The 17,114-nt window shown below is 58.7% G+C and carries 12 protein-coding genes; 5 read left to right on the top strand and 7 right to left on the bottom strand.

What is annotated here, in order from left to right:
* Positions 1-43 precede the first annotated feature (43 nt).
* Entirely contained in the window at positions 44-1,549 is a 1,506-nt protein-coding gene (locus tag DHV10_RS20665) for a sialate O-acetylesterase (RefSeq protein ID WP_239461963.1), read from the bottom strand.
* A gap of 301 nt (positions 1,550-1,850) precedes the next feature.
* On the opposite strand from DHV10_RS20665, the gene DHV10_RS20660 reads away from it, so the two are divergent.
* The 4 genes from DHV10_RS20660 (at position 1,851) to DHV10_RS20645 (ending at position 4,790) form a co-directional block, all read left to right on the top strand.
* Positions 1,851-2,927: a hypothetical protein gene (locus DHV10_RS20660; protein WP_109488323.1), complete on the top strand. Its 1,077-nt coding sequence runs from the start codon at positions 1,851-1,853 to the stop codon at positions 2,925-2,927.
* The gene (locus DHV10_RS20655; RefSeq protein WP_109488322.1) at positions 2,920-3,351 is read left to right on the top strand and encodes a DUF6526 family protein; all 432 of its coding nucleotides are present in this window, start codon (positions 2,920-2,922) and stop codon (positions 3,349-3,351) included. The genes DHV10_RS20660 and DHV10_RS20655 overlap by 8 nt, the downstream gene beginning before the upstream one ends.
* Positions 3,352-3,454: 103 nt before the next feature.
* Positions 3,455-3,877: a hypothetical protein gene (locus tag DHV10_RS20650; protein ID WP_109488321.1), complete on the top strand. Its 423-nt coding sequence runs from the start codon at positions 3,455-3,457 to the stop codon at positions 3,875-3,877.
* On the top strand, positions 3,843-4,790 hold the full coding sequence (locus DHV10_RS20645; RefSeq protein ID WP_162601720.1) for a hypothetical protein: 948 nt from the start codon (positions 3,843-3,845) through the stop codon (positions 4,788-4,790). Before DHV10_RS20650 ends, DHV10_RS20645 begins: the two co-directional genes overlap by 35 nt.
* Before the next feature lie 78 nt (positions 4,791-4,868).
* On the opposite strand, the gene DHV10_RS27320 is transcribed toward DHV10_RS20645, so the two are convergent.
* Positions 4,869-5,108, bottom strand: coding sequence for a hypothetical protein (locus DHV10_RS27320; protein WP_162601719.1), 240 nt, complete (start codon positions 5,106-5,108; stop codon positions 4,869-4,871).
* A 75-nt stretch (positions 5,109-5,183) separates the two neighbouring features.
* Between DHV10_RS27320 and DHV10_RS20640 the strand changes: the two genes are divergently transcribed.
* On the top strand, positions 5,184-6,197 hold the full coding sequence (locus tag DHV10_RS20640; protein ID WP_162601718.1) for a hypothetical protein: 1,014 nt from the start codon (positions 5,184-5,186) through the stop codon (positions 6,195-6,197).
* 14 nt (positions 6,198-6,211) lie between these two features.
* Here DHV10_RS20640 and DHV10_RS20635 read toward each other — a convergent pair whose 3' ends face one another.
* From DHV10_RS20635 to DHV10_RS20615, 5 genes are all read right to left on the bottom strand, one after another.
* Complete coding sequence (locus DHV10_RS20635) at positions 6,212-6,919, bottom strand: metallophosphoesterase family protein (protein ID WP_109488318.1); 708 nt, start codon at positions 6,917-6,919, stop codon at positions 6,212-6,214.
* Positions 6,916-7,737 carry a nucleotidyltransferase gene (locus DHV10_RS20630; RefSeq protein WP_109488317.1) on the bottom strand — a complete coding sequence of 274 codons (822 nt, stop codon included), beginning with the start codon at positions 7,735-7,737 and terminating at the stop codon, positions 6,916-6,918. Before DHV10_RS20630 ends, DHV10_RS20635 begins: the two co-directional genes overlap by 4 nt.
* A 94-nt stretch (positions 7,738-7,831) precedes the next feature.
* Positions 7,832-9,736 (bottom strand): cytochrome b/b6 domain-containing protein, encoded by a 1,905-nt coding sequence (locus tag DHV10_RS20625; RefSeq protein ID WP_109488316.1) that lies wholly within the window; start codon positions 9,734-9,736, stop codon positions 7,832-7,834.
* 180 nt (positions 9,737-9,916) lie between these two features.
* A complete protein-coding gene (locus tag DHV10_RS20620) occupies positions 9,917-11,530 on the bottom strand; it encodes an ATP-binding response regulator (RefSeq protein WP_109488315.1) in 1,614 nt (537 codons plus the stop codon).
* 31 nt (positions 11,531-11,561) lie between these two features.
* Positions 11,562-17,087, bottom strand: a complete 5,526-nt coding sequence (locus DHV10_RS20615) for a HAMP domain-containing protein (RefSeq protein WP_239461962.1) — start codon at positions 17,085-17,087, stop codon at positions 11,562-11,564.
* Positions 17,088-17,114: the final 27 nt, after the last annotated feature.

Genomic DNA, 17,114 nt, shown 5'->3' with positions numbered 1-17,114 from the left:
CTTGCTTGCGCGTTCGTCGAATCTCGAAAGGAATGCTCTCTGGCTATCGCTCCGATGTAAAGGGGGAAGCCGGCAGCCCTTCGCTATTGAACAGGAGGCACTCCGGACTGTTCGCCCATCCGTAGCGAACTGAAACCGGCGCGGGAACATCCGGACTGGATGCAACTACGCTCGCACCCTCGACCTTCGCGGTCGCAGGCATGTACTTGCCGTCGCGCCCTGCAACTTCAAATCCAGTCACAACTCCGCCCTTCGCACTCAACCCCTTCGCATGATCGAACCATACTCGGATCGACCCGGCCTCGGTGGTTGCCTGTCGGAACATCGGCCCCGAGTACTCGATATTCTCGCCATAGGTAAGCGCTCGCGCAGCCCGGGCGAGACGAAGCCCGACATCGAGCTTATCTGTCGGATGAACATCGTCAGGATTGCCGATGTCGATCGTCACCGCCATCGCCGTATTTCGCATCGCCAGAGTGCGCACCTGCTGCTCGCGCAACTCCGCCCAGTCTTCTCGCGGAGTCGATTTGAAATTCGAGATCTGAACATATAAAAACGGGAAGTCCCCGATTCCCCACTGTCGTCTCCAGTCTTCAATCAGCGTCCGCATCACGCGATCGTATGAGTGGACGCGTGCCAGCGCGCTGTTGCTCTCGCCTTGGTACCAGAGCACTCCTCGAATCGGCAGCGGCGCTAGCGGCGCGATCATTCCATTCCAGAGAAGCCCTGGTCCCCAACTGTTCAGCGGGGGATGCCAGGGAAACTGCGGAGCCGGCTTCCCGGCCGCCTTGGCTTCCTCCTGCTGCCGCTTCTCGTCCGCCTGTTCTGCATCTGCATCGGCCGCGTCATCCGTCATCTTGCCTCGAGACACGAAGATGGGCGCGAGCGCAGCATCTTCGCCTAGGGCGGTGAGGCGCACCCACGATTCACCGACGGTGCCGCCCCATGTCGCGTCGATTAGGCCAATCGTCACATGCTGTCGCCCGGCGATATCGCGCGCGAAGTACCACGCCACTGCCGAGAAATCCTTCGCAGTTTCGGGGTTCGATGGAGTCCATCCATCCGTATCGGCATCCCACATCGCGTAATCCGCCGAACGCTTGCGAATCATCAGAAGACGAATCTGCGGGTTCGCAGAGTTTGGTAGATCCTGCGCAGCCGTGCTGGCTCGGCTCAGCGGAAACTCCATGTTCGACTGACCCGAAGCAACCCAGACATCTCCAACCATGATGTCGTCGAGTGTCATCGCCGCCTGGGCCGCGGTCTGCTCGCGTGCGGGGCCCGGCATAACGGTCATGCTGAAAGGACCGCCGGCCGCACCCGGCCTCAAATACGCGTTCCAATGACCGAGCGCATCTGCGTCTACAGTTCGTGACTCGCCCCGAAACGCTACCGTGACGCTCTGGCCCGGCGCTGCCTTGCCCCACACATGTACGGGCAGGTCGCGCTGCACCACCATGTGGCTTGAGAGAACTTTCGGCAGGCTCACCTCGGCCGACAGAACCGCCGCGGATACCCCAAAGAAGATCAATAGATGACGTAAGCGCAAACCAGTCTCCTCGAGTACGAGCCGGAACTTCAGAACGTCACTGCATTCGTCATCCCGGAAAGAGAACGTTATCAGAGTGCCCCAAATCACGTCTTATCACTGCAACCACACGACATCACACCGATCCCAGCAACGATTTACCCAAAATGGTGTCTATCAGTAAAAAGTCCAAAAAGCACTCGTTACCGGCGATTAGGACAGAATCACAATCTGACACAATCGATGTTCCATTTCGGTTCCTTTTAGCCATACTTGAAGCAGTAAGTCAATCAAATCCTGCTCTGGAGCAGATGTACCGACGATGCGCGCCCCCCGCAGAATCGTACCGTTACTGTGTGCCCTCGCGCTTCTCTTCACGGCAGGCGCCACGCGGTCGCAGGCACAAGCTGCATTGCTGCTCGAGGAGCCTTACGGCTTCTTCGGTACGCTCAATCCCACAGGACACACCGCCATCTACTTCGCGCGCATCTGCGCCGCAACTCCAACGAAGCTTCGGCGCTGTGAGCCGGGTGAAATGGGATCCGTCATCTCCCGGTACAGCGATGTTGCTCACCACGATTGGGTCGTAATCCCGCTCATCCCATATCTCTATTCAGTCGAGGACTTGTCCGAAGTTCCCGACCGTGTAAATCGAGACACCGTACACCGTCTCCGCAACCAGTATCACGAAGCTCATCTGCTCGTATTGGGCAGAGATGTGCGCAGAGGCGATTTTTGGCATGGCGGCTGGACCCAGTTGGTTGGCGTCTCCTACGAGCGCCGCATGTATGCCTTCCGCTTCGATACCACAGAAGAGCAGGACGATGCTCTCATCGAACGCATGAACAAGGACAAGAACCGTTCTCACTTCGAGCTGTTCTTCAATAACTGCGCGGACTTCTCGCGCAAGATCATGAGCCACTATTTCCCGCGAAACTTCCGGCGCAGTTTCTTCCCCGACGCGGGCATGACCACCCCCAAGCAAATTACATATAAACTCGTTCGCTACGCCAGGAAGCATCCCGAAATTCATCTCGACGTGTACGAGATTCCGCAGGTGCCCGGATATCGCCGGCCGAGTCGGCTTAATAAAGGCATCTCAGAGTCGCTCATCACCACCGGATATGCAGTCCCCATCGCGGTGCTGAATCCCTATTTGGCTGGCGGCCTCTTCGCTGACTACGTCGTGCATGGGCACTACCATCTCATTCCAAAGAATCCTGAGAAGCTGATGCCGGACGACCTCGTCGTGTTGACACTGCCCGGCGCGGCAAAAGAAAATGCCCTCACCGCCAGTGAACAGGTCCACAGCGTCGCTGCTGCAAGCGCAGTTGTCGATGTGCTACCCGATGCAGCAGCCAATCCCGGCCTGAAGGAAACCGTGGCCGCACATGAGTAAGACGCAGTCTCTCAAAAATCACGCCCGCTTCGATCCCGCCTATCACTTCCTGCTTTTTGGCCTATACCTGCTCAACCTCGTTTACGCGAGCTTTCACGTCTACCGCCAGCCAAGCCTCTCTTCCGGCTGGTACCTCACCCTTTCCATCCTCGCCATCGTCCCCCTCCTCAAACTGCGGCTCTATCCGATGAAGGTGCAGGACCGCGTCATTCGCCTCGAAGAACGGCTCCGCTTGCAGGCGCTCGCGCCGCAGGAGTGGCACACGCAGTTCTACCGGCTGACCGAAGATCAAGTCATCGGCCTGCGCTTCGCTGCCGATGACGAGGTCGTCGCTCTGGCCAAGCAGGCCCTAGAGCAGAATCTCAATCGCAAGCAGATCAAGGAACGTATCCGCAATTGGCGGGCCGACGACTGGCGCGTCTAACTGCTTCTCACACAGCGGGATAAACTCCCCTGCCGCATTCGCCTTCAGCGCTCCTCAGGCAACTCCCTAGCACTGCATCGCTTCCGACCACGAGAGGTTGGACATGAGTGCAGAAGATCAGAAAAATTCCGAGCAGGATAACGCCAGGCGTAATCGTCAAGTAGATGAGCAGGCCCGAGAGCCCGATCCGCTTGATGGCGCCACGGTGATTCCTGCCATCAGGCATGTCGGAAAGACCCTGGAATCGGATCCCGAATACTACGCCGTCGCCACACCGGGATATTCCACACCCGAGGCGCAGATCGCGGCCGAAGCCGGCCCGGTCGATGTCGATCAACGCCGCATGGAAGAGGATGATTTCGACCCCCTGTCCGGGCGCACTCTCGAGGATCGCCCCGAGCCGCTGAAGACACGGCTCCCAGGAGATACGAGTTCCGACCCTCACACTGACGTCGGACCCGATAACGCGTCCAATCTGCAGGAGCTTCCTGATGTCCCCAGTCCTGCAGGATCGAATCGGCGGTAGAATTGCCACCATGAGGCTCCACGCAACACTTGCCTTCGCCGTAGCACTGGCCACTGTCCCTGCATGGTCCCAGCGCCAGGTCGGCCAGTCCGGCGGATACGCTGGCAGTGCCGCACACTCCGGTGGTGGATTCCACAGCGGAGCACACGGAGCCGGGGGCGCTGGCTACGCACGTCAGCCGGCAGCTCCGAGCTACTCTGGCCTGACCGGCTTGCAGGCCCCTTCCGGTTTCTCGCAGCCGGGCAGGTTCCCAATGCCCGGTCTTCAGCAGCAGCCGCCGCGATCTGGCTCAGTTGGAAACTATCGCGGAAACCAGCTTTACGGTGCCTACACGAACCCTGGAGACTATCGCGGCCATGATCCACACCGCGGACCCTATCGCGGTCACGATCATGACCGGCGCAATCGCGGTTGGGGTGCTTACGGCTACGCGCCCGGCTACGTATACCCATACCCCTACGTCGCCGGCCCCGGCTTTTACGATTGGGGACAGACCGATTACTCCGAAAACGACCAGGGCCCGTACGCTCCTCCGCCGGATGACGGTCCAAACTACGGACCTCAACAGCCGCCTTACCCCGCTTCCGGCGATGCTCCTTACCCGCAGGAACAGCAGTCAGCTCCGCCTCCGCCGACGACTTCAGCAGCTCCGCAGCGGCAGGAGTATCACTTCGCCTCGGCCTCCCCGTCCACACCTTCACCCAATGCATCCAAGCCGCTGACGGTCATTTTCAAAGGCGATCGCGCGCCCGAAAAGATGCAGAACTATATGGTCACGGCAACCGCTCTGACTAACCTTGACGGCGATCACTTCGAGAAGATCCCGCTTGATCAGGTTGACGTAGCTGCAACTCAGCAGGCCAATCGGCGAAGCGGCATCGACTTCCAGATTCCAGCGCCTTCGCACGACTGATCCTGCGCCTGGACCCTGGATCGCAGCCGATCAGCCCAGTTCGGTGATCGAATTGGAAACACATCCTATAATGGGCCGTCAATGCAAATCCCAGGCCCAGACGGTTTCCTGCTCGCGCCGGATGATCCGCTGCACGCTGCTCATCTTCGGCTCAGCGACTTCCTGCTCGCGGAGGAGCAACGGAACGCTGCCTCCGCTCTGGTCGACCCCGGCCCTTGGCGGAAGACTCCCCGAAAGGAAATACCGGGTCTCACGCTCGCCGTTCTGCGTCGAATGATGTGGCTCGAACAGCACGATGCGGAACTGGCTGCGGCTCATCTAAGCCGCATCCGCCTTGGGAAATTGCTTCGCCTCCTGTACAGCATCAAGGCCCCGTTCACTGAACAAGATCTAGTGAGCATCGTTGAAACGACGACTTTGCTGCTGAACCGTATCACTCCTTTCGGACCCGTCGAGCGCGTCTCTGAATACTTCAGGTCAAACGCTCTTACTCCGGCGCTTTGCCGCGCACTGCACGCGTTTCAAGCCAATTTGCGCGATGAGATGGGCGGAAGCAAAACCAGCATGCAGTCGCTCAGGCAGCAGCTGTACATGCTTCTCTGGATGGATGAGTGGGAGCCACTCAATCCGGCCCGCTGCTGGAGTGAGTGCGTTCGTCGCGACTTCCGGGGGATGACGGGCGAGCGTCGCGCAAGATGGCGCGATCTTCTGAAGCATCTTCGCGGCAATGCGCCTGTCCGGATGCCCAAAGGGTGGGCCCGAGAGGCAGAGCCCTTGCTGGCCGCAGTGGGCCTCGAGGATTTTCGGGAGAGAATCGCAGCCTGGTTCGCTCCTTTTCGGTCCGGTCAGCCTCTGCCTCTCTCGGTCCCCGGAAGTCATGTGCTGAAAGGACTGATTTGGTATTGTGCCGTTGCACGGGACGAGGAACTTCGCGGAATAGCTTTGTGGTTGCTGGACGCGAGATGGAGACAGAAACGCAATACAGAGAAGTCGCTCGTTGCATTAGCGGAGTTCGGCGTGACGCGCGAGGAGCTTGCTTCGCGCAATCTCATCAAGGAACGAGTCCCTGACTCAATGCCCAAGTACCTCGACCGCCTGGGCCGCAGTCTTTCTCTGGTCACGACGGATCGAGTTGTGAATTCTACGGACGAGAACATGCTCATTGTTCAGGGTCAGCTGCACTTCTATCGAATCTCGCTTTCCACCGGCGAGATTCAGCGCGTGAGCGACAATGCCCAGATTGAACTGGATTGGCACTCTCTCCCCGATCAGTTCAGAGTGAACATCAGCGAAAAGACAGATTCACCCCACCAGTTCCAGATGCGGGCGTTTCTGCTCATGAACGACGGCGTCTTTGCACGATACTTCAGAGAGGTCTCCGGAAAGAAAGCCCGCCCGAGTAATTAGACGAGAAACTGCCGTCAGAGCTCGAACAGCGCGAACGGATGCTCTTCGCCACGTTGTTTCAGGATAGGCAGAGCCACGTTGCAGACCCTGACACCTGACTTCGTCTCCGCCGAAAAAGTTCCCTTGTGCGCATGACCGTGCACCGCAAGCACAGGCTTATGCGCGTCGAGCGCGCGCTCCAGGCGTGAACTGCCGAGGAATGGAAAGATCGGCTCCGGCTCGCCGACAATCGTCTCCTTGATGGGCGAGTAGTGCGTGATGCTGACCTTTTTTGTGGCATGCGTTTGCGCAAGGCCATAGTCCAGCTTCACAGCTTCACGCTCCGCCACCTCAACGAAAGTCTTGATCCCCTGCTCTCCGAAAGGCATCAGTTCATACGGCGCAAAGCCGCCGCAGAACCCCTTCGTCCCTGCGAATCCGATTCCGTTCACTTCAAAGCAATGCCCATCAAGCAGGTGGACACCAGCTACCCGCAGCATTCCCGCGATCTCATCCTGGTGTCCGCTTTCGTGATCGTGGTTCCCGAGCACAGCAATAACCGGAACATGGATATGTTCCAGCACGCCGAGCACCACCTTCATCTCTTCGGGATTGCCATGATTCGTCAGATCGCCTGCGATCACCAGAGCATCTGCCAGGTCATTCACTGCAGAGAATTCCTGAACGTCGCGCTCGTGGTTTTCTGCCTTGAGATGGATATCGGCTACTGCGGCCAGCCTCATTCCTTGCTCCTGGTTGTGTTTTGCTCCTTTAACGGATGCGGATAGTTCTCCCAGAGTTCACGATAGACGTCGCGCTCGCCCCATTCATTCACGTCAATCGCAAACATCTTCGGATCGATGAGCGTTCCGCGGAACGACTCCCTGTCAGACGGTGCGGCGACAGACTGATTGAAGCTCTCCGTCAGCTCGCGCCACATCCCTGCTGGAACATCTCTGACGCACGATGGGAAGATGTAGGCAAACAGCACCAGATGCCAATAAAGCATCTGCCAGTGCGGTTCGGTCAGCATGCGCAGACGATCCCAGTCAAGACTGGCCGCTGATGACCTGAGCAGATGCGCGATGTCGGCACCATCGAAACGCTCGCGCCGCGTCACGAACATCTTCGATGCAATCATCTCTTCCGCCGCCAAAACCTTGCAGCGCATCCCGAGAACTTCATCTTCCTGCGCGCGATCGATCCACGACTGCTCCACAGTCAGCGTTGCATTTCCAACGCCGGTGATGAGATCGACAAAGTACTCTCCGCGCCGCGCCTTCGCCAGCCAGACAGGGTCCTGCACGTACGTTTCGAACCCCTCCCGAACAAGCACTTCAAACGCGCGTGGAACCGCGTCTGGCGGGATTACCAGGTCCAGATCCTTCGTAGTTCGCCAGATGCCAGTGTGGTGATGGAACGCGAAACCGCCGCTCACAGCGAAGGGCACACCTGCGGCCAGCAGGCCTTTCAGCACGCCCTGATAGCACTCATATGCCTCGGGAGCCCAGCTCGGCTCTTCCGAGGATGTAACGGGTAACTCTGTGCTGCCGTCCGACATACGTAACTTCGATGCAGAGTGGCAGCAAAGGAGAAGTAAAAATTGCCTGGTTCACTTCAATGTCGATTACCGCGAAATCAAACGGCGAGCGAGACTACTTGGTCGGCTCCGTCCCGCTCTCGCCCTTTGCGAGCGAGTTGGCATCCAGTTCATGTTCGTGCCGGTACTGCTCGACAGGCATTTTCCCATCCCACCATGCCCAATTCATTGGATACACGTCCGGATCGCCGAATACCTGGTAGAAGTGCCACACCACGATGGCCAGCGTAGCAAGTATCGCTTCATAGAAGTGGATCGCAGTGGCGATATCAACCCACCAGCGCGCCAGCAGGTTGCCCACCCAAACCTTCGCCCACATCATCACGCCGGTGATACCCATCAATGCGGTACCCCACACGAGTGCCCAGTATTCGGCTTTCTCTCCATACGTGAAACGGCCGAACTTCGGCTTCGCGCCCCCGAGTCCCAGGTGATACCGCATCGCCTGGAAAACGTCCATCAGGTCCCTTGAACCGGGCGTAATGTCATACAGAAGTCGACGCCCTTCATTCGCGATCGCGATATAGAAGACGTGATAAAAGCCAGCCGCAATCAGCACCACGCCTGCGACGCGATGCACAATACTGCGGACATGCTCGCTCATTCCGAGCAAGTCGGCAAACCACGAATCCGGGAACTTCAGCGCGAAGCCCGTGACCACCAGGATGATGAAGCTTGTCAGCAGAACGAGATGTTGCCACCGCTGATTCGTCGACATGCGCTGCATCATCGGGTTCTGCATACGCCGTCGGGCAACGGCCTTGCTCCGCCAAACCACAAAGTTGTGCAGGAACATCCCGCCGATCACACCAAGGATGAGGATGATGTAGATGATCCGCACCCAGTGCGTGATCTTCGATCCAATATCCTTGTGCTGCACCCCGTCTGCCAGGTGCACCGGCGTCAGCGTAAACTTCTGTGTGACCCCCTTGTGACACTTCCCGCAAGTTGCATCCAGGTTGGCGCGATTGATCGTTGAGCGTGGATCGCTTGAAGGCAGAATATCGTGCACACCGTGGCAGCTCGAGCAATTCGCCGCAACAACAGACCCGCCCTCCGCTGCTAGCCCGTGGTAGCTGTCCAGGTAAGTAGATACCCGATTTCCCGGCACTCCGAATTCGCTCGACAGTCGAACGCCTTCGTGGCAGCGCGCGCACGTATCGCGCGACAGATTCTGTTCCGCCACAGGCGAGCTTGGATCCTTGTGCGACTTGATCGAATGAATCCCGTGACAATCTGTACACACCGGTGAAAGCTGATTACCGCGTGCGATCGCCTGCCCATGGATGCTGACATTGAATGTGTTCTGTATATCCGTGTGGCACTGCCCGCATGTGGCAGGCACGCTGAACTTATAAATAGGTGATTTCGAGTCGTTTGCTGGAAGAATCGCGTGCGAGCCATGGCAATCCGTACACACGGCCGCTTTCATCGACCCGTTCTCGACAGCGCGCCCATGCACGCTCTCCTGGTACGAGACGAAAGGCTGCGTACTCACGCCCTTCGACTCCATCAGGAATTTCTGCCCATGGCAGCGTCCGCACGTCGCCGGAATATGCGCGTGATTGACCGGCGAGTCGGAATGGCCTCCCGCCAGAACCTCATGAGCGTTCCCGTGACAGTCCAGGCAATTGGCGCTCGGTAGCCCGGCTTGGGTCACCTTGGCGTGCATGCTGTGCCCATACGCATCGGCAGCACCAGTGTGGCACTCCGAACAGGAGATCTTCCGTGGAGCCGTCTCGTGCGCCAGGCTCTTCACGTCCTTGTGGCAGTCCACGCAGGCAAGTTTCATTGACCCGTGAATCGAATGCTGAAGTCTCTTGCCGTCGACGAACAGCGAAACGGGCTTGCCATTCACGTCTTTGGTGAGCGATGTGTCACCGTGGCAGGTGAGGCAGTCTTCGTCCTTCAGCTTATGTTGGGCACGAATGGGGAGGGCCGAGCCCAGCAGAAAGACCACGCAAGTACAGAGCAGGATCCTGCTGGAAGCTATCACGCTTACGAGGAGACGCCTCTTCCGGTTCAATCGCCGTGATTGCAGTCACATCCGCTCGTGAACTGCGACCAGGGTCCGCCTCAGACTCTAGTCAGGCTATTCCCTTAATCTCATTTTCCGCCCCGAACGCGTAGCCCCGCGAGATCAGGCGTGCTGCATCGCCGCTCCGTGCCCGTTCGAACTGACCTCGAGGGGATTCGAAGAAATCTCCCCGGCAGACGTACTCAGCAGGTTGAAGCTCGGGCTTGTCGGCAGAAATACTCGGAAACATGTGGCGCAGCCCATTCGGGCGCGAAAACTCCGGAACGAAATGCGTCCATCGTATTTCTGAATGATGCCTCTGCTGATCCACAACCCGAGCCCGGTTCCCTTGGTCGACTTCGTGCTGAAGAACGGCTCGAAAAGCTTTCTTGAATCCTGCGGCTTGATCCCCACTCCCGTGTCGACCACCGACACAGCGATTCCGCGACGGCGTAGCGTCCAGTCATATGCTTCGCGAACCGAGATGCGGAGATTGCCGCCTTCCGGCATCGCCTGAATCGCATTGCTGATCAAGTTCAGAAACACCTGGCGCAACTCAACCGGAAAGCCATGTACCATCCCCGGCGCAAAGTACCGCTTGCGCAGCTTGATGTGGCTGTTCAGGAGCTGCCGCTCTTGAAGCCCGAGCACGTCATCGAGCAACTCCGTGAGCGACACTGCGATCGGCGTCTTAGATTCACGGTAGAAGCTCAAGGTCTGGCGGGTAATGTGCGACACGCGCTGCAGCTCTTGTTCCGCCAGAATCGCGCAATGCCGCGCTTCCTCATCAAGCGAAGGATGATTGCGAAGCAAAAAGAAGATGTTCGTAATCGCTGCCAGCGGATTATTGATTTCGTGCGCAATGATGCCGGCCACGCGCCCCATGGCGGCCAGCTTCTCCGTTTCGCGAAGTGCCTCCTCGGCCTGCATCTGAGACGTGATATCGCGATTCACCTCGAGTACCGCATCCCCTTCGTGATTCATCGTCTTCCGGCACGCAACAATAACCTCGGAGCCGTCTTTTCTCGTCTGCACCAGGTTGCCCTGCCACAGCTTGCGCTCATGCAACATCTCCTCCACTGCATCGCGCGAAACCGGAAAGACGCTCTTCAGCACGGTATGTAGATCCTTGCCCAGCACCTCTTCGCGCTTCCACCCGTAGAGGCTCTCCGCTCCGGAATTCCAATAAAGCAGGTTACCGTTCATGTCGCGCATCACAATTGCTTCCGTTGCCAACTCCAGCAACTGCGCGCGCGAGCGAAACTGCTCCTCGCGCTGGCGCAACTCTTCGGTCCGTTCCGCAACCCGCTGTTCCAGCTCGTTGTTCAATCTCTCAAGCATTCGCGTTTTGCGATGTAGATCGACAAACACGCCGATCTTGGCGCGCAAAACCTCCGGAACGACCGGAACAGAGATGTAATCGACCGCGCCACTCCGGTAACCCTGAATCTTGTCTGTATCTGTAAGGTGAACGCCCGAGATAAAAATGATCGCCGTCTTCTGAAACCGAGGATGCTGACGGATCACATCGGCGAGTTCAAACCCATCGAGATCGGGCATGCTCACGTCCATCAACACCACCGCGATGTCATTCTTCAGAAGAAGGCTCAGCGCCTCGCTTGCCGACGTCGCTTTGATGAGGTTCTCTCCCAGTTCAGAGAGAATGACCTCATAGCTGAGCAGCTTGGCCGGCTGGTCGTCCACCATCAGAATGTTGACTTTTGAATCAGCGTTCATCAAATTTTGTCTCCACGCCTTACGGCAGGGCCTAACGGTGCAGCCACATACGCAGGGCGGAAAGCAACTGTTCTGTGTTTACCGGTTTAGCTAAGTATTCTGAGGCGCCGGCTTCCAGGCATCTTTCGCGATCGCCCTTCATGGCCTTCGCTGTCAACGCAATGATCGGCAGTCGCCGCAGCGATGGGTTTTGCCGGATCACCTGCATCGTTTCATAACCGTCCATCTCGGGCATCATGATGTCCATCAGCACAATTGCAAGGTCTGGCGTTGTCTCGATCGTCTCGATCGCTTCCTTGCCGGTTCCGGCCGAGAGCACCGTCATGCCGCGACGTTCGAGCACACTGCTCAATGCGAAGATGTTGCGAACGTCGTCGTCCACAACCAGCACCTTGCGTCCGGCCAGCGCCTCGTCAGAACGATGCAGCCGATCGATCATCTGCTGCTTCGTGCTCGGTAGTTCAGAGACAACGCGATGAAGGAACAAAGCGGTCTCGTCGAGCAGGCGCTCCGGTGATTCTACATCCTTCACCACAACGCTGCGAGCCAGCGTATGCAGCTGTGCGTCTTCCTCAGCCGAGAGTTCGCGGCCGGTGAAGACCACTACCGGCAGATCTTTCAATTTCGCATCTGTACCCAGCTTTTCGAGTACCTCAAACCCGGTCATATCCGGCAGGCGCAAATCCAGAACGATGCAGTCGTAAGTGCCCTTCTGAAGCGCATCGAGGGCCGCCGCGCCCGAATCCGCTACATCGATGTCGATGTCCTCATGCCACAGCAGTTCACGAGTCGAAAGCTGCTCAGCCGGATTATCCTCGACAACCAGCAGCTTCTTGCGGCGCGGCTGGGCGTACTCGCGAATTCGTGCCAGGGCCGAATTCAATTCATCGGTCGACGTAGGCTTCGTGACAAATGCAAACGCTCCGCGCGAGAGCCCGTGGTGCCGATCCTCATCAAGCGTAAGCATCTGAACCGGGATGTGCCGGGTCTTCGGATCCTGCTTGAGATGATTCAGAACCGTCCACCCCAGCATGTCCGGAAGCATAACGTCGAGCGAGATCGCCGTTGGATGGAACTCCCGCGCTAGCGAAAGAGCCTCAGTACCGGTCATCGCGACGAGCACCTTGAATCCCTTATCGCGAGAGAGATCGCACAGGACGCGAGCGTAGTGCGGATCGTCCTCGACGACCAGAAGCACCGCATCCCCTTCCTGAAGATTCTTGCGATCGTCCTCGATGCGCGATTCCTGCTCCGCAACCGCGACATTCGAGAGGAAGATCGGGACGTTACTTGTCCCGCCATCCTTCTCCTGCTTCACGATGCTCGGCACCGCGGGACCAACGTAGGTCTGCGGCAAGTAGAGAGTGAATGTACTGCCCTTCCCTGGCTGGCTCTTCAGCTGAATCTCGCCGCCGAGCAGGTTGGCAAGTTCGCGGCTGATGGCCAGACCCAGACCGGTTCCGCCGTACTTCCGGCTTGTTCCGGCATCTGCCTGTTGGAATGCCTCGAAGATGATGCGTTGTTTTTCCGGCGGAATGCCGATGCCGGTATCCGAAACCTGGAAAGCAATAACAGACCCTGCGCCGCTCAGAATCGGATGATCCGTTGTCCAGCCTCCAGTCGCCGAAGAAACCGTGAGCTTGACCGTTCCTTGCTCCGTGAACTTGAAGGCGTTCGACAAGAGATTCTTGAGAACCTGCTGCAACCGCTTCGAGTCGGTGACCAGGCTGCGTCCCATCTTCGGATCGTTCGCCACATCGAACGCGAGCCTGCGGTTTTCCGCCTCATGCCGGAATGGCCGCGCCACCGTGTCGAGCAGAGCACCGAAGAATACCTCTTCAGCTTCGACCGACACTGTGCCGGACTCGATCTTCGAAAGATCGAGAATGTCGCTGATCAGGTTCAGCAAGTCAGTGCCGGCGCCGTGAATCGTACGCGCGAACTCAACCTGTTTGGGCGAGAGGCTGCCGTCCGGATTCTCCGCGAGCTGCTGGCCAAGCACAAGAATGGAGTTGAGCGGCGTGCGCAACTCGTGCGACATGTTGGCGAGGAACTCCGACTTGTATTTCGAAGTAAGAGCAAGTTCGCGGGCCTTCTCTTCCAGCGCGCGGCGAGCCTGTTCGATTTCCTGGTTCTTGCGCTCCACTTCGTAGTTCTGTTCGGCCAGCTGCTGCGCCTTCTGCGCCAGCTGCTCGTTCGTCTGCTGCAGTTCCTTCTGCTGCGTCTGCAGTTCCGCGGCCAGCTGCTGCGACTGCTTCAGCAGCGCCTCCGTCTGCATCGTTGCCTCAATCGAATTCAGCACGATGCCGATCGACGAGGTGAGCTGTTCGAGGAACGCCAGATGCGAGGCAGTGAACGAACTCAAACTCGCCAACTCGATAACCGCCTTCACGCGATCTTCAAAGAGCACCGGCAGCACAATCACGTTCTTCGGAACAGCCTTGAACAGTCCCGACCGTATTGGAGCCGTCTTCTTCGGCAGCTCGGTGATCAGCATGCGCCGCTTCTCAGCCGCGCACTGTCCAACCAGCCCTTCTCCAATTCGAACTTCCTTCACATACCCTTCAGGAGTATCCGCAAAGGTTGACAGCAGAACAAGGTCGTTCTCCTCCTGACCCATCTGGTAGATCACGCCCTGCTGTGCGTTGATGAGCGGGGCGAGTTCCGACAGCAGCATGCGTCCCACCGTCGCCAGATCACGCTGACCCTGCAACATGCCGGTGAACCGAGCCAGATTCGTCTTCAGCCAGTCCTGCTCAGTATTGCGGTCCGTCGTGAGTCGAAGGTTATCAATCATCGTATTGATGTTGTCCTTCAGCTCAGCCACTTCGCCGCGGGCTTCCACCTGGATCGATCGCGTCAAGTCGCCCTTCGTCACGGCCGTCGCCACTTCCGCGATAGCGCGCACCTGGTTCGTCAGGTTGTCGGCCAGCAGGTTCACGTTACCGGTTAGATCCTTCCATGTACCGGCGGCGCCCGGCACGTTCGCCTGTCCGCCAAGTCGGCCTTCCACGCCCACTTCGCGAGCCACCGTGGTCACCTGATCGGCGAAGGTAGCCAGCGTGTCCGTCATGTTGTTGATGGTTTCCGCGAGCGCGGCGACTTCGCCCTTAGCATTCACGGTGAGCTTCTGGTTGAGCGCACCGTTGGCCACGGCGGTCACGACCTTCACAATACCGCGCACCTGCTCCGTCAAGTTCGCAGCCATGACGTTGACGTTATCGGTAAGATCCTTCCACGTACCCGCCACGCCCGGCACCATGGCCTGTCCGCCGAGCTTGCCGTCCGTACCTACTTCGCGCGCCACGCGCGTCACTTCGGCAGCGAATGCGTTGAGCTGGTCCACCATCGTATTGATGGTGTCTTTCAGCTCGAGAATTTCGCCCTTCACGTCCACCGTGATCTTGCGCGACAAATCTCCGCGGGCCACAGCCGTCGTTACTTCGGCGATGTTTCTCACCTGCGCCGTCAAATTGCCGGCCATCGAGTTTACCGAGTCGGTAAGATCCTTCCACGTTCCCGCCACACCGGGCACGTTGGCCTGACCGCCGAGACGTCCTTCCGATCCAACTTCGCGCGCCACACGCGTAACTTCAGCGGCGAATGAACGAAGCTGCTCGACCATCGTGTTCAGCGTCTCTTTGAGCTGCAGAATCTCGCCGCGCACGTCCACCGTGATCTTGCGGCTCAAGTCGCCGTTCGCGATAGCCGTTGCCACCTCAGCAATGTTTCTCACCTGCGCAGTCAAGTTGCCGGCCATGAAGTTCACCGAGTCCGTGAGATCCTTCCACGTACCCGCAACGCCCGGCACCTGCGCCTGTCCGCCGAGCTTTCCATCCGTACCCACTTCGCGGGCCACGCGCGTCACTTCGCCCGCAAACGCGTTCAGCTGGTCCACCATCGTATTGATCGTGTTTCGCAGCTCCAGAATTTCGCCCTTCACGTCCACTGTGATCTTGCGCGACAAGTCGCCGCGGGCCACGGCCGTCGTCACTTCGGCAATGTTTCTCACCTGTGCCGTTAGATTGCCGGCCATCGAGTTCACCGAGTCCGTCAAATCCTTCCACGTTCCAGCCACACCCGGCACGTTGGCCTGACCGCCGAGTCGCCCTTCAGTACCCACCTCGCGCGCCACACGCGTCACTTCGCCGGCGAACCTATTCAGCTGGTCCACCATCGTATTGATGGTTTCCTTCAGCAGCAGAATTTCGCCGCTGACGTTCACCGTGATCTTCTTGGAAAGGTCGCCGTTGGCGATAGCCGTCGACACTTCGGCGATGTTTCTCACCTGGCCTGTCAGGTTCGAGGCCATCGAGTTCACCGAGTCCGTTAGATCCTTCCACGTACCGGCCACACCCGTCACGACCGCCTGACCACCGAGCTTTCCGTCCGTACCCACCTCTCGAGCCACACGCGTCACTTCGCCGGCGAACGCGTTCAACTGGTCCACCATCGTGTTGAGCGTGTCTTTCAGCTCGAGAATCTCGCCCTTCACGTCCACCGTGATCTTGCGCGACAAATCGCCGCGGGCTACGGCCGTTGCCACTTCGGCGATGTTTCTCACCTGTCCGGTGAGGTTCGAAGCCATGAAGTTGACGTTATCGGTCAAATCCTTCCAGGTACCCGCAACACCCGGCACCTGCGCCTGACCGCCCAGCTTTCCGTCCGTACCCACTTCGCGCGCCACGCGCGTCACTTCGCCGGCGAACGCGTTCAGCTGGTCCACCATCGTGTTAATCGTGTTCTTCAGCTCAAGAATTTCGCCCTTCACGTCCACGGTGATCTTGCGCGACAAGTCGCCGCGGGCCACAGCCGTCGTTACTTCGGCGATGTTTCGCACCTGTGCCGTAAGGTTGCCGGCCATCGAGTTCACCGAGTCCGTCAAATCCTTCCACGTACCCGCCACACCCGGCACGTTGGCCTGACCGCCGAGTCGCCCTTCCGTACCTACTTCTCTAGCCACACGCGTCACTTCGCCGGCGAACCTGTTCAGCTGGTCCACCATCGTGTTCAGCGTCTCTTTGAGCTGCAGAATCTCGCCGCGGACGTCCACCGTGATTTTGCGGCTCAAGTCACCGTTAGCGATAGCCGTCGCCACTTCGGCGATGTTTCTCACCTGGCCGGTAAGGTTGCCGGCCATGAAGTTCACGTTGTCTGTCAAATCCTTCCACGTACCCGCCACGCCCGGTACGTTCGCCTGTCCGCCCAGCTTGCCCTCCGTGCCCACCTCGCGGGCCACGCGCGTTACTTCGCCTGCGAACGCATTCAGCTGGTCCACCATCGTGTTGATGGTGTCCTTCAACTCTAGAATTTCGCCCTTCACGTCGACGGTGATTTTGCGCGACAAGTCGCCGCGGGCCACAGCCGTCGTCACCTCGGCGATGTTTCTCACCTGCGCCGTCAGGTTGCCGGCCATGGCGTTCACCGAGTCCGTCAGATCCTTCCACGTTCCCGCCACACCCGGCACCACTGCCTGGCCGCCGAGTTTTCCGTCCGTTCCCACCTCGCGAGCCACGCGCGTCACTTCCGACGCGAACGACCGGAGCTGGTCGACCATCGTGTTGATAGCTTCTTTAAGCTGCAG

Source organism: Occallatibacter savannae (assembly GCF_003131205.1).
GTDB lineage: Bacteria > Acidobacteriota > Terriglobia > Terriglobales > Acidobacteriaceae > Telmatobacter > Telmatobacter savannae.
This window is presented reverse-complemented; position numbering and strand designations above follow the sequence as displayed.